The organism is Pseudomonas sp. OA65 (assembly GCF_017498305.1).
GTDB lineage: Bacteria > Pseudomonadota > Gammaproteobacteria > Pseudomonadales > Pseudomonadaceae > Aquipseudomonas > Aquipseudomonas zanjanensis.
The window spans coordinates 125,809-140,303 of sequence record NZ_JAGDEZ010000005.1; the positions used below are offsets into that span (position 1 = coordinate 125,809).

At 64.4% G+C, this 14,495-nt stretch carries 8 protein-coding genes; 3 read left to right on the plus strand and 5 right to left on the minus strand.

The genetic code is table 11. The annotated features are described in order from the left end of the window. Positions 1–259 precede the first annotated feature (259 nt). Positions 260–2,785, plus strand: a complete 2,526-nt coding sequence (locus J3361_RS06160) for a sulfite reductase flavoprotein subunit alpha (protein WP_207963438.1) — start codon at positions 260–262, stop codon at positions 2,783–2,785. Positions 2,786–2,922: 137 nt separating this feature from the next. Here J3361_RS06160 and J3361_RS06165 read toward each other — a convergent pair whose 3' ends face one another. The 4 genes from J3361_RS06165 to ptsP form a co-directional block, all read right to left on the minus strand. Then, a complete protein-coding gene (locus J3361_RS06165) occupies positions 2,923–4,464 on the minus strand; it encodes an alkaline phosphatase D family protein (protein WP_207963302.1) in 1,542 nt (513 codons plus the stop codon). A 192-nt stretch (positions 4,465–4,656) separates the two neighbouring features. Beyond that, positions 4,657–6,402 carry a PTS fructose-like transporter subunit IIB gene (locus tag J3361_RS06170; protein ID WP_207963304.1) on the minus strand — a complete coding sequence of 582 codons (1,746 nt, stop codon included), beginning with the start codon at positions 6,400–6,402 and terminating at the stop codon, positions 4,657–4,659. A gap of 14 nt (positions 6,403–6,416) precedes the next feature. Continuing rightward, complete coding sequence (gene pfkB / locus J3361_RS06175; RefSeq protein WP_207963306.1) at positions 6,417–7,358, minus strand: 1-phosphofructokinase; 942 nt, start codon at positions 7,356–7,358, stop codon at positions 6,417–6,419. Further along, on the minus strand, positions 7,358–10,222 hold the full coding sequence (gene ptsP, locus J3361_RS06180; RefSeq protein WP_207963308.1) for a phosphoenolpyruvate--protein phosphotransferase: 2,865 nt from the start codon (positions 10,220–10,222) through the stop codon (positions 7,358–7,360). The genes pfkB and ptsP overlap by 1 nt, the downstream gene beginning before the upstream one ends. A 289-nt stretch (positions 10,223–10,511) precedes the next feature. Here ptsP and cra point away from each other — a divergent pair, with 289 nt between their 5' ends. Together cra and J3361_RS06190 are read left to right on the plus strand one after the other, a co-directional pair. Then, complete coding sequence (cra, locus tag J3361_RS06185; protein WP_207963310.1) at positions 10,512–11,507, plus strand: catabolite repressor/activator; 996 nt, start codon at positions 10,512–10,514, stop codon at positions 11,505–11,507. 20 nt (positions 11,508–11,527) lie between these two features. Further along, positions 11,528–12,304, plus strand: a complete 777-nt coding sequence (locus tag J3361_RS06190; RefSeq protein WP_207963312.1) for a TatD family hydrolase — start codon at positions 11,528–11,530, stop codon at positions 12,302–12,304. 116 nt (positions 12,305–12,420) lie between these two features. Here J3361_RS06190 and J3361_RS06195 read toward each other — a convergent pair whose 3' ends face one another. Beyond that, positions 12,421–14,451 (minus strand): methyl-accepting chemotaxis protein, encoded by a 2,031-nt coding sequence (locus J3361_RS06195; protein WP_207963314.1) that lies wholly within the window; start codon positions 14,449–14,451, stop codon positions 12,421–12,423. Positions 14,452–14,495 lie beyond the last annotated feature (44 nt).

The window sequence follows — 14,495 nt, forward strand, 5'->3', positions numbered from 1 at the left end:
CAGGGGGATTGGGTGCACATGGGTTTTGTGTCTGTTGAAAATCCAGTGTGGGAGCGGGCTTGCTCGCGAAAGCGGTGTTCCAGTCGGCGAAGATGTTGGATGTGCCGGCCTCTTCGCGAGCAGACTCGCTCCCACAGGATTTCGTCGCCTGCCCGTTCATGCAAATGATCGAGGCTTTTAGGTGTGTTTATGAATGCTTCTCGATAACACACGGCATAATGCACGCCGTGATGAACAGTAGATGAACAAGGCGAGCGACGTGTTGAAGAAAACCCTGTTCCAGTTGCACTGGTTTTTCGGCATCAGTGCCGGGCTGGTCCTGGCGTTGATGGGCGTTACCGGGGCGGTGGTGTCGTTCCAGGATGAAATCCTGCGGGCCTTGAACCCGCAGGTGCTGACGGTGGAGAAACAACCGGCCGGCGTCCTGCCGCCCGCCGAACTGGTGGAACAGATCGAAGCCACCGCCGGCAAGACCGTCGCCATGCTCTGGGTCGAAACCGACAGCGGCAACGCCGCGCGGGTGATCTTCGCGGCGCCCCCCGGGGAAAAACGTGGCGCCATGCGCTATTTCAACCCCTACACCGCACAGTTCATGGGTGAGGTGACCGGCCAGGATTTTTTCGGCCTGATGCTCAGGCTGCACCGCGTCCTGACCCTGGACGACGTGGGTCGGCAGATCACCGGTGCCTGCACGCTGATCCTGGTGTTCTTCTGCCTGTCCGGGTTGTACCTGCGCTGGCCGCGCCAGTGGAAAAACTGGCGCGCCTGGCTAACCCTCGATTGGCGAAAAAAAGGCCGCGGCTTCAATTGGGACCTGCACTCGGTGGCGGGCACCTGGTGCCTGGTGTTCTATTTGCTGGCGGCACTCACCGGACTGACCTGGTCCTACGAGTGGTACAACAAAGGCGTGACCCGCCTGCTCTCCGATTCGCCGGAAGAGGAACGGGTGCGCAATCGCGGCCCGGCGCCGAGCGGTCCACTGCCCGTGGCTGATTATCGGGCCATGTGGAGCAGCATCTACAGCGCCGCCGGCCCGGGCCTGTCCGCCTACAACGTGCGCATGCCGCCCGTGGCCGGGCAACCGGCGACCGTGTTCTATCTGCTGGAAAGTTCGCCCCACGACCGGGCACTGAACCAGCTCATCCTCGACCCGGCCACTGGCGTCGTCAGCCGGCACAGCCGCTACAGTGACAAGAGCCTCAAGGCGCAATTGCTCACCAGCGTCTATGCCTTGCATATCGGCAGCTACTTCGGCCTGGTCGGGCGGGTCCTGGTCACCGTGGCCGCGCTGACCATGCCGCTGTTCTTCATCACCGGCTGGCTGCTGTACCTGGACCGTCGCCGCAAGCAGCGCCAGGCCAGGAACGCCCGCCAGGCCCTGAGCGCCAACCCGACCGATGCGCCGGCCTGGCTGATCGGTTTCGCCAGCCAAAGCGGTTTCGCCGAGCGACTGGCCTGGCAGACCGCCGGCCAGCTCCAGGCCGCCGGCTTGCCCGTGAACGTCCAGCCTCTGGCCGGTGTGCGTGAGCAAGACCTGAACAACGCCACCCACGCGCTGTTTGTCGTCAGCACCTTCGGCGACGGCGAAGGCCCGGACAGTGCCCGCGGTTTCGAACGCAAGGTCTTGGGCCAAGCCTTGAGCCTGGAGCGCCTGCAGTATTCGGTGCTGGGCCTGGGCGACCGGCAATATGAACACTTCTGCGGCTTCGCCCGGCGCCTGCACGCCTGGCTGGCGGAACACGGCGGCAAGACCCTGTTCGCGCCGGTGGAAGTGGACAGCGGCGACCCTTACGCCCTGCGTCACTGGCAACAACAATTGGCGGAGCTGACCGGCCAAGCCCCGCTGGACACTTGGCAGGCGCCAAGCTTCGAAAACTGGACCCTCAGCCAGCGTACCCTGCTCAACCCCGACAGCAGCGGCTCGGGCGTGTACCTGCTGGGCCTCGCCGCCCCTGGGCCGAGCAGTTGGCTGGCCGGTGACCTGGTGGAAATCCTGCCGCGCAATGACCTGTCGGCCATCGAACATTTCCTCGATGGCCTCGGCCTATCCGGCCACGCGCGCGTGCAGATCGATGGCCTGCCGCAGAGCCTCGACCAGGCCCTGGCGACCCGCCAATTGCCGGAGAACCGCACCCATCTGGTCGGCCTGCATGCCCAAGCCCTGGTGGATGCACTGGCACCGCTGGCGATACGCGAGTACTCCATCGCCTCGATCCCGGCCGACGGCGTGCTGGAGCTGATCGTGCGCCAGGAACGCCACCCCGACGGCAGCCTGGGCGTCGGTTCCGGCTGGTTGACCGAGCACGCAGCGCTGGGCAGCGCCATCAGCCTGCGACTGCGCCGCAACAGCAGCTTCCACCTACCGGCACAGGGCGTGCCGATGATCCTGCTGGGCAACGGCACCGGCCTGGCGGGCCTGCGCAGCCTGCTCAAGGCGCGTGTCACCGAGGGCATGCAGCGCAACTGGCTGCTGTTTGGCGAACGCCACCGCGAACATGATTTCCACTGCCGTGATGAGTTGCAGGAATGGGTGACTTCCGGCGACTTGGAACGCTTGGACCTGGCGTTCTCCCGGGATCAGAAGCAGAAGATCTACGTCCAGGACCGCCTGCTGGAATCGGCCGCGCTGCTCAAGCAATGGCTGGCAGACGGTGCGGTGATCTATGTCTGCGGCAGCTTGCAGGGCATGGCCTCCGGGGTGGATCACGTGCTCAACAGCGTGCTGGGGCGCGAGGCCGTGGAACGGCTGATCGAGCAAGGGCGGTATCGGCGGGATGTTTACTGATCCTGACCAAGACCTCAAATCCTGTGGGAGCGAGCCTGCTCGCGAAGGCGGTGTGTCAGTTTGCACAAGTGTTGCCTGGGACACCGCTTTCGCGAGCAGGCTCGCTCCCACATGGGTTCTGTGTTGAGCTTCAGAACTCACACCGGCTGCAACTTCTTCTCGAACACCGCCACGCCTTCCAGATCCCGCAACACCACGCCCATCTCCCCGCTCTGCCCGTCGATGTTCACCTCGCCAAAGAACTGATACCCGGCGAACGGCGAGGTGTTCTGGGTCGCAGGCGCTTTCTGGAACACCACCTCCGGGCCAAAGGTCTTGTCCAGGGCGTTGGGCCCGAAGCTGCCGGCGTTCAATGGCCCGGCGACGAACTCCCAGAACGGTTCGAAATCCTGGAACGCGGCCTGTTCGGGGTGGTAGTGATGGGCGGCGCAATAGTGAACATCGGCGGTGAGCCAGACATAGTTGCGCACCTGATGCTTGCGCAGGTAACCGAGCAGTTCGGCGATCTCCACTTCGCGCCCCTGGGCCGCGCCCGGGTCACCATTGGCGACCGCTTCCCAACGCGGCACACCGGGGCTGACCTCGCCATCCGGCACACCGAGGCCGATGGGCATGTCGGCGGCGATGACTTTCCATTGGGCCCGGGACTGCTTCAACTCGCGCTTGAGCCAATTCAGTTGCTCCCGCCCCAGGAACGGTTTGGCCGCGCCGAGGTTGGCGTCGTTGGCTTCGCGGTAGCTGCGCATGTCCAGCACGAACACATCCAGCAGCGGCCCGTAACCGAGCTTGCGGTAGATGCGTCCGCCGCCGTCGGCCTTCTGCCGGCGCATCGGCGCGTACTCCAGCCAGGCCTGGCGCGCACGGCCCACGAGGCTGTGGATATCCTTGGTCTGGTAGCGCTCGTCCAGTTGCTTGCCCGGCGACCAGTTGTTGACCACCTCATGGTCGTCCCACTGCCAGATCTGCGGCACCTCGGCATTGAAACGGCGGACGTTTTCGTCCATCAGGTTGTAGCGATAGTTGCCGCGATACTCATCCAGGGTTTCGGCGACCTTGCTCTTGGCTTCGGTGGTGAGGTTGCGCCAGATACGACCGCCCTCCGTCGTCACCTGCGCTGGCACCGGGCCGTCGGCGTAGATGGTGTCGCCACTGTGAATGAAGAAATCCGGCAGGCGCAGGCGCATGGCTTCGTAGATGCGCATGCCACCAATGTCCGGGTTGATGCCGAAGCCCTGGCCGACGGTGTCGCCGCTCCAGACAAACCGGATGTTGCGCTTGAACTGCGGCACGCTGCGCAGGTGGCCAAGCCAAGGTTCGCTGGCGACGCCGCTCTGGGCGTCTTCAAAATGCACCCGGTAGAAAATCGCCTGGTCGCGGGGCAGCCCGGTGAGTTCGACCCGGGCGGTGAAATCGCTGCGGGCATCGACCATGGGCGAGACGAAGCGGCGCGGATTGCTGAACTTGCTGCGGGTGTCCCACTCCACCACCATCCGCGCCGGGCGGTCGCTGCGGCTCCAGATCATCGCCCGGTCGCCCTGCAAATCGCCAGACTGCACGCCGTCGGTAAGCACCGGCCGATCCTTGACCGAAGCGATCACCGCCGGGGCTAGCCCGGGCAGCAATAAACCAGCGCCTACGGCTTGCATCACACGACGACGGCCCAGGTCGAATTCGCTCATGGTGTTCTCCCTTGAAATGGGAAAACTTAAGCATGGGAGTGTGAAGTGGGTGTGACAGGGATTACATGAGCATCGATGCCCCTGTGGGAGCGAGCCTGCTCGCGATAGCGATGTATCAGTCGACAAATAGGCTGTCTGACACTCCGCTATCGCGAGCAGGCTCGCTCCCACAGTAGGCAAAGCAGTGTGGGCTCAGGCCTTGGCCGGCGCCAACGCCATCTCTACCACCTCAGGCCGCTTGAGCAGCGCATACGCCACCGCCGTCAGCAGGCTCCCCGCCACGATCGCCAGCAGGTACAACAGCGCGTGGTTGATGGCGTTGGGGATCAGCATCACGAACAGGCCGCCGTGGGGAGCCATGAGCTTGCAGCCGAAGTACATCGACAGCGCACCGGTCAGCGCGCCGCCGGCGATGCTGGCCGGGATCACCCGCAGCGGGTCCTTGGCCGCGAACGGGATCGCGCCTTCGGAAATGAAGCACAGCCCCAACACCAGCGCCGCTTTACCGGCCTCGCGTTCGGTCTGGGCGAATTTGCGCCGGGCGATGAACGTGGCGATCCCCAGGCCAATGGGCGGCACCATGCCTGCAGCCATGGCCGCGGCCATCGGGGCATAACTCTGGGACGCCAGCAGCCCCACGGAAAATGCATAGGCAGCCTTGTTGATCGGCCCGCCGAGGTCGACGCACATCATCGCCCCCAGCAACACGCCCAAAAGGATTGCATTGGTGGTGCCCATGCTGTCGAGGAAGTGGGTCAGGGCTTCGAGCATGCCCGCCACCGGTTTGCCGACGATGTAGATCATCACCAGGCCGGTGAACAGGCTCGCCAGCAGCGGAATGATCAGGATCGGCTTGAGCGCTTCCAGGCTCTGGGGCAGGCGCGCGTAGCGGTTGATCGCCTTGGCCGCGTAACCGGCCAGGAACCCGGCGATGATCCCGCCAATGAAACCGGCGCCGAGGGTGCTCGCCAGCATCCCGCCGATCATCCCCGGGGCCAGGCCCGGACGGTCGGCGATGGAATAGGCGATGTAGCCGGCCAGCAGCGGCACCATCAATTTGAACGCGGTCTCGCCGCCGATTTGCATCAGCGCCGCCGCCAGGGTTCCCTGTTCCTTGAAAGCCTCGATGCCAAACACGAACGACAAAGCGATCATCAAACCACCGGCTACCACCATCGGCAGCATGAACGATACGCCCGTCAGCAGGTGCTTATAGGCACCGCTTTTTTCCGCTTTCGCCGCAGGACCGGAAGCCCCACTCGCCGCGCTTTCCTGCCGACCTTCGGCCAAGGCTTTTTTCAGCGTGGCTTCGGCCTGTTTCAAGGCGATGCCGGTGCCACAACGATAAATTTTCTTGCCGGCAAAACGTTCGGTGGCGACTTCGATATCCGTCGCCAGCAATACCACATCGGCCTCGGCGATCGCCTCGGGACTCAACGGATTGCGCGCGCCCACCGAGCCCTGGGTTTCGATCTTCAAGTCGTAACCCAAGCGCGCCGCTGCCTGCTGCAAGGCTTCGGCGGCCATGAAGGTGTGGGCGACACCGGTCGGGCAAGCCGTGATCGCCACCAGGCGTGGAGCGCGCTCGGTCGGAGTCGCCGGTTCTTGCGCGAACACGTCGGCCTCGCCCAGGACCTCAGCTTCTTCGGCGCCACGACGCAGCACCGCATCAACGTCCTGGAGGGCCAGGGCCGGCGTGCTGCGAAACACCCGCTTGCCAACGAACCGCGACAGGTCCACCGGGCCGCTGGCGACCAGCAACACCCACTCGGCCGCTTCGAGAGTCGCCGCCGACAATTGGCGTTCCGGATGGGCCGCGTCATGGACTTCAACACTGGTGCTCCAACCCTGGCGCTGCGCCGCGGCGTCCAGCAGGCGGGCGCACAACACACTGGTAACCATGCCGTTCGGGCAGGCCGTCACAATGGCTAGTTTCATTCTTGCGAACCCTCTTATTGTTCTGTCAGGGGGCGCACGCGCACGCCCTGTTCAAGCGACGCCAGCAACGCGGTGTCGTGGATGCCAAAACCGATCTGCGTGACCGCCATGGCGGCAATGGCCGTGGCGGTGCGCAGCGTCTGCTCCGGGGTGTCGGCGCTGAGCAGGCCGTGCAGCATGCCCGCCAGCAGCGAATCCCCGGCGCCCACGGTACTGGCAACCGTCACCTTGGGTGGCGAAGCATGCAGCGCCGAACCGACACTGAACCAGTTCACGCCATCGGCACCGTGGGAAATCACCACATGCTCGACGCCCAGGGCATGCAGGCGCTGCGCCGCTTGCGCCTGGGCCAATTCGCTCACTACCTCGCAACCCAGCGCGTCGGCCAGTTCCTCGGTGTTCGGTTTGATCAGCCACGGCCCCGCCGCCAGGGCGACGCGCAAGGCTTCGCCGCTGGTGTCGAGGGCCACGTTCAGACCGAGTTGTTTCAGGCGCAGGATCAGCGCCTGCAACCACTGTGGGCTGACGCCACGGGGCAGGCTGCCGGCCACCACAACCACGTCGTGGCCGGGAGCGATTTGCTCAAGGCGCGCCAGCAACGCTTGCTGCGCGGCTTCGTCGACCATCGGTCCCGGGCCATTGAGATCGGTGATACGTCCGTCCTGTTCAGCCAGTTTGATATTGCTGCGGGTTTCGCCGGGGACCCGGATAAAGGCGTCGACAAAACCACGCTGGGCGAACAATGTTTCAAATACCTGGGCGTTGTCCTCGCCGAGAAAACCACTGACCGTCAGCGTATGGCCGAGATCGGCCAACACCTGGGCTACGTTCACGCCCTTGCCGGCGGCGTGGGCGTGCATGGCGTCGCTGCGGTTGACCTGGCCCGGTTCCAGGCGCGCCAACTCCACCGTGAGGTCGAGCGCCGGGTTCAGGGTCAGGGTAAGAATCTTCGCCATTACAGCGCCTCCACTAATGCGCGCACGTCATCGGCGCTGCCCACGGCCAGAGCCTCTTGGGCCAGGGTTTGTACTTGCGCCAGGCTCAATTCGCGAACCCGCGCCTTGACCTCGGCAATGCTGCGGGCCGAGACACTCAGTTCGTCCACGCCCAGGCCCACCAGCACCGGCACCGCCAGCGGGTCGGCCGCCAGTTCGCCACACACACCGACCCATTTGCCATGGGCATGGGCGGCGCGCACGGTGATGTCGATCAGTTGCAGCACGGCCGGGTGCAAACCATCGGCCTGGGCCGACAGCGTCGGGTGACCACGGTCGATCGCCAGGGTGTATTGCGTCAGGTCGTTGGTGCCGACGCTGAAGAAGTCGACTTCTTTGGCAAGCACCGGCGCCAGCAACGCGGCGGACGGCACTTCGATCATGATCCCCAGTTGCAGGTCCGCCACGGGAATTTCCCGGCGCAGGCGCTCGGTCATGTCCCGGGCCTGGCGCCACTCATCGACGCTGCCCACCATCGGGAACATGATCCGCAGCGGACGGCTGTCCGCCGAGCGCAACAAGGCCCGCAGTTGCGCTTCCATGACCTGCGGACGCTGCAACGTCAGGCGGATGCCACGCACGCCGAGGAACGGGTTTTCTTCTTTCGCGATCGGCCAGTACGGCAGCGGCTTGTCGCCGCCCACATCGAGGGTGCGCACCACCAGCGGCCGACCGGCCAGGCCATCGAGCACCTTGCGGTATTCGACTTCCTGGGTCGCTTCGTCCGGCGCCTGGGTGTGGGCCATGAAAATCAGTTCGGTGCGCAACAAGCCAATGCCTTCAGCCCCCTGCTCCACCGCGCTGGCGACGCCGGCGCTTTCGCCAATGTTGGCGAACACTTCCACGGCATGACCGTCACGGGTCACCGCCGGTTCGTGACGCTGCTCGGCGGCAACCTTGAGACGCTGCTCGCGGGTGTCGCGTTCTTCCTTGGCGCGCTGCAACGTGGCGGCGTCAGGGTCCACGTGCAGGCGACCGCGCTGGCCATCCAGCAGCAACGATGTGCCCGGTGCCAGTAGCAACACCGCCGCACCGGCGCCCACCAGCGCCGGAATGCCCAGGGCGCGGGCGACAATGGCGCTGTGGGCGGTGGCGCCACCACGGGCGGTGAGGATCCCCGCCACGCGAGCCGGGTCCAGACGGGCGACATCGGACGGGCCGACTTCGTCCATCACCAGGATGTAGGGTTGCTCGGGTTCAGCCGGGGTTTCGACGCCGCACAGCTGCGCCAGCACCCGACGGCCAACATCCCGCAGGTCGGCGGCACGTTCGGCCAGCAAGGCATCCTGCAAGGCTTCCTGCTCTTTGGCGGCAGCTTCGATCACGCCCATCCACGCTGCTTGCGCACTCTCGCCCAGCTTCAAGCGGGTGTCGACTTCGTCGGTCAGTTCCGGGTCGTCGAGCATTTCCTGGTGGGTAATGAAGATCTCGCGGATGGCCTTGGCCTTGGCGCGTTCGATCAAACCCTGGATATCGCGGCGCACCTGGTTCAAGGCGTTTTGCAAGCGCTCGCGCTCGATGGCCGCCGACTCACCGCGCATCGGATAATCGATGGCCTGCAAGACCTGGATGTGGGCCGGGCCGATGGCGATGCCCGGGGCGGCGGCGACAGCCTGGATCAAGCTGCCGGATTCGGGCGCCAGCATGACCGTCGCGACTTCGGCCATTACGGTTTCCTGCGGCGCACTCGGCGGCGGCAGCGGTTCGACCTCTTCGCCCAGGCCTTCTTCGATGGCGGCCAGCAGCGCCGGCAACGCGTCGGCGGCGATGCTCGGCTCGGCGATGAATTCCAGGACCTGGCCGCGACGGGCGCCCAGGCTCAACAGCTTGCTCAGGCTCTTGGCCGACACGGCGCTGTCCTGGCCGTCGACGATGCGCACGCGGATCTCACCTTCGAAGCTTTTCGCCAATTGGGCGAGAATCTTCGCCGGACGGGCATGCAGGCCATGGGCATTGGCCAGGCCGATGCGCGCGCTGGGCCAGTCGGCGGGCAATTCGCCGCCGAGCACTTCCAGCACTTTGCGGCTGCTGGTGGCGCGGCCCAATTCATGGCCGCGGCCTTCGATCAGCAATGCGCAGAGCCGTTCAAGCAAGGCCTGGTGGGCCTCGCCGAGGCTGGCGAGGCAGAACAGACCGCTCAAGGGTTGGCCCAGGTAACGGATGGGTTTGTCTGGAGTGACGAACGCCAGGCCCGGGCGCTTGACGGTTTGTTCGCTGTGCAGCCACCACAAGCCATCACCGAGTGGCAGCGCATCGACTTGCTGCAATACGCCGGCAAAGCCGTTGCTCACGCAGTCGGCCTGGCGCAGCAGGCGGGCGCCGCGCCACACCAGCTCTTCAAAATCGTCAGCCGACACACCGAGGCCGATCATCTGGGCATCCAGGGCCAGTTCCTGCGGCGCACCTTGCAACAGCTTCAGCAAGGCTTCGGCGCTACCGGCACGACGCAGGGCCTGGCCCAGGTCCGTCTCGCCGAGGGCGCGGGTCAGCAGTTGCAGCAGGCGCAGGTGTTCGTCGGATTTGGCGGCAATGCCGATGGCCAGGTAGACAATCTGGCCGTCGCCCCAGTCCACGCCGTCGGGGAATTGCAACAGGCGCACGCCGGTGGAATAGACCAGGTCGCGGGTCTGCGGGGTGCCGTGGGGGATGGCAATACCTTGGCCAAGAAAGGTCGAACCCTGGGCTTCGCGCGCCTGCAAGCCGGCAAGGTAACCCTCGGCTACCAGGCCATCGGCCACCAGCTTGTCGGCGAGCAGTTGCAGTGCAGCGTCTTTATCCACAGCCGTCTGCGCCATGGATATCTGCTCTAGAGTGAGCTCGAGCATGCTTTCTCCTTTTTGGCGTCCGGTTGGCGCCAGGTATTGTTTTGAATGAATCAGCTTAGCGTTGCAGGACAGCTTTTGGCGGTATCGCGGCAGAGCGGCCAAAAAATCCTGCTACCCTTGAAAATACGCTTGCTGAAACGTTTAATCTAGAAAGATTGGCACGTTACTCGATAATCTCTCATCCTTGAAGTGCAACTTGTCGTAAGCGTTCGGACGGTGACCGTCGGCTTGAATCGGGTAGGATGGCCCTTATCGTCGGGGCTAACTCGAAAAAACAAGGAAAACCGGGTTGAAACTCAGTGATATTGCCCAACTGGCCGGTGTGTCCGTGACCACCGCCAGTTACGTCATCAACGGCAAGGCCGAACAGCAACGCATCAGCAGCGCCACCGTCGAACGGGTGCGGGCGGTGGTCGAGGAACACGGCTTCACGCCCAACCCCCAGGCCGCCGGGCTGCGCAGCCGGCATACCCGAACCCTGGGCTTCATCCTGCCGGACCTGGAAAACCCCAGTTACGCCCGCATCGCCAAGTTGCTGGAACAAGGCGCACGGGCGCGGGGCTATCAACTGCTGATCGCCAGTTCCGACGACGCACCTGAGAGTGAACGGCAACTGCTGCAATTGTTCCGTGCCCGGCGCTGCGATGCGTTGATCGTCGCCAGTTGCCTACCGGCCGGCGACGACAGCTACCTGCAATTGCAGGCCAAGGGCATTCCGATCATCGCCATCGACCGGGTGATGGAACCGGCGCGCTTCTGCTCGGTAATCAGCGACGACCGCCAGGCCAGCCTGCACCTGACCCGCAGCCTGCTGGAGACTCACCCTCGACAAATCGCGCTGATCAGCGCCCGCCCCGAGTTGAGCATCAGCCAGGAACGGGCCGCGGGCTTTCGCGAAGCCTTGGCCGGGTTCGAGGGCCAGGTATTGATCGAACATGGCGAGTCGTTCAGCCGTGAGTGCGGCCGCCAGTTGATGGATGAAATGCTCGCGCGCCTGGGGCATTTGCCCGACGCGCTGATCACCACATCCTACGTGCTGCTGCAAGGGGTGTTCGACGCCCTGCACGACTTCCCGCTCAAGGCGCGCCCGCTGCGCCTGGGCACGTTCGGTGACACGCAGTTGCTGGATTTCCTGCCGCTGCCGGTCAATGCCATGTCCCAGCAACATCAACTGATCGCCGACAAGGCTCTGGAACTGGCCTTGGCGGCCATCGAAAACGATGACTACCAGCCTGGCGTGCAAGCCATCGCACGGACGTTCAAGCAGCGGATCCACCAGGGCTGACGTTTCTTCAGGATTGATGCATGGAGTTGATCGACACCCACACCCACCTGGACTTTCCAGACTTTGACGTGGATCGCCCGGCCCTGCTGGTCGAGAGCCGCGCCTTGGGCGTGCGGCAAATGGTGGTACTGGGCGTGTACCGGGACAATTGGCAGCGGGTCTGGGAGCTGGTGCAAAGTGACCCGGACCTGCACGCTGCCTTGGGGCTGCACCCGGTGTACCTCGACCAGCATCGACCCGACGACCTGGCCCTGTTGCGCGAATGGCTCGGCCGCCTGGCCGGGCACCGGCAACTCTGTGCGGTGGGGGAAATCGGCCTGGATTATTACATCGAGCCCCTGGACCGGGGCCGCCAGCAAGCGCTGTTCGAAGCACAACTGGAACTGGCCGTGGAGTTCGAACTGCCGGCACTGATCCACGTGCGTCGCAGCCATGCCGCCGTGATCGCCACCCTCAAGCGCATCAGCCCGGCACGCGCGGGCATCATCCACGCCTTCGCCGGCAGTTTTGAAGAGGCCCGCGAGTACATCAAGCTCGGCTTCAAGCTCGGCCTGGGCGGCGCCGCGACCTGGCCCCAGGCCCTGCGCATGCACCGGGTGCTGGCGAAACTGCCGCTGGAGGCGGTGGTGCTGGAAACCGACTCACCGGACATGGCCCCGGCGATGTTCCCCGGCCAACGCAACAGCCCGGCGCATTTGCCGGCGATTTGCGAGGCGTTGGCGGGGATCATGGGCATCAGCCCAGAACGCTTGGCCGAGGCCAGTACGGCCAATGCCCGCGAACTGTTCAACTGGTGATTCCTCCTGTGGGAGCGGGCTTGCTCGCGAAAGCGGAGTGTCAGATAACCTGTTTGTCGATTGACACACCGCTTTCGCGAGCAAGCCCGCTCCCACATTGGATCGGCGACCGATAGCTACACCCGAAACGCATTGATCAACTGCTTGAGCTGCACCACCTGGGCGGACAGTGCACGGCTGGCATCTTCGGTCTGGTGAGCGCCTTCGGCGGTGCGCTCGCCGGCGCGGTTGATCTCGACGATGTTCTGGTCGATGTCATGGGCCACGGCCGTCTGCTGTTCCACAGCGGCGGCGATCTGCTGGTTCTGGTCGACGATCATGCCGACCGCACCGAGGATATTTTCCAGGGCTTGCTGGACCTGTTCCGACTGGCCGACCGTGCCACTGGCCATTTCATGACTGGTGCCCATCGCCTTGACGGCGGCACCGACTCCGCCGTGCAGGCGGGTGATCATCGCTTCGATTTCTTCGGTCGATTGCTGGGTCCGCTTGGCCAGGGTCCGGACTTCATCGGCCACCACCGCGAAACCACGGCCCTGCTCACCGGCCCGGGCGGCTTCGATGGCGGCATTGAGCGCCAGCAGGTTGGTCTGTTCGGCGATGCTCTTGATCACATCCAGCACGCGGCTGATGGCCTGGCTGTCGGTCGCCAGTTGGTTGATCACCTGCACCGACTGATCGATCTCGCTGGCCAAGCGGGCAATGCTGCCCTGCTGGGACTCCACCAGCCCGCGCCCGCTGAGGGTTTCGTCGTTCACGCTGTGGGCGCTGCTCACCGCGGCGGCGGCGCTGCGGGCCACCTCCTGGGCCGTGGCCGACATCTGGTTCATCGCCGTGGCCACCAGTTCGATCTGGCTACGCTGGCCGGCGACAGCCTGGTTGCTCTGGGCCGATACCGTTTCCACCTGCCCGGCCTGGCGTTCGACTTCCGCGACGGTGCGACCGACCTGTTCGATCAGGTCGTGGATTTTCGCCACCGTACCGTTGAACACCTCACCCAGCTCACCCAGTTCGTCTTTGCTGCGAGCGACGAAATTGACCGTCATGTCCCCCGCCGCCACCTTATCCATCATCTGACCCAGGTGCTGAAGGGTGGTGCGGGTCGACGCGTAGAACCCGGCGTACAGGTAGAAAATCAACAGGAACACTGCCATCAGCGCCACGGCTTGCAGCACCATATGGCTGCGATTCTGCTCCAGGCGCTGTTGCAACTGCACACCCAAAAATCCCTGGGTCGCTTCGTTCAATTGGTAGGTCTGCTCCATCAGGCCGCTGACCTGATCAAAGAATGCAGGCCACGGCGCATCGAGGGTGTCGGCCATCACCACCTGTTCCTCGATCAGCTCCGAGGCTTTTTTCAGGGTGCCTTTGCTGCCCTCGGCCTGGGTCGCAAGGGCTTGTCCAGCCGCGTTGCTGGAACCGAGGGCGTCCTGCAGTTTCAAGTCGTACTCGCCCTGGAGCTTTTCGATCTGCCCCAGCAACTCATCGAAGCGGGTGCTCGACGCCGAATTGAGAAACCCCAGCCCCAACGAGGACGCCCCCAGCGCCCGGCCTTCACCGAGGATCTGGGTGACCTTGGGGGTAGTGCCGATGATCAGTTCGCTGAGTTGGCGGATGTCGCTCTGGTTGTCGCGGCTCAGCCCCGCCTGGCTGGCGATGATCTGGCTGAACATCTGGGCGCTGTTGAGCAACTTGCCAATCAGCGCACTTTTGCTCTGCAGGGAGCTTTCGGCCTGCTGGGCCTTGAAAGCGCCGATCATCTCGTCGCGCTTGGCCTCGAAGGCGCTGACCTGCTCAGGCTCGATGGCCATGGCGGTCATGCCTTGCAGCCGTGTGAGGACCTGTTGTTCCAGGCTGCCGATCTTCGCTTCGACATCACCGGCCTTGCCGGACTGGCCCAGGCTGGCGTTGATCTGCACCAGGTTGTTGAGGGTTTCCAGGTCTCGGCGCAGGGTCAGGCTGCTGCCTAGCAGGTCGAGGCTTTGCAGCTCCACTTGGGTGCCCTGGAATTCCCGATAGGAATCACGCACCAGAAAGAAGTTGGTCACCAGCATAGGCAGCAGGAACAGCACGCTGATCAGGCTGAACTTCATGCCGAAGCTCAGGCGGTTCATCAGCGCGACGGCGGGCCAGAGCAAACTCTTCACAAGGACGTCTCCCGGTAGTGTTCTTATTGTTATGAGCTCGCGCA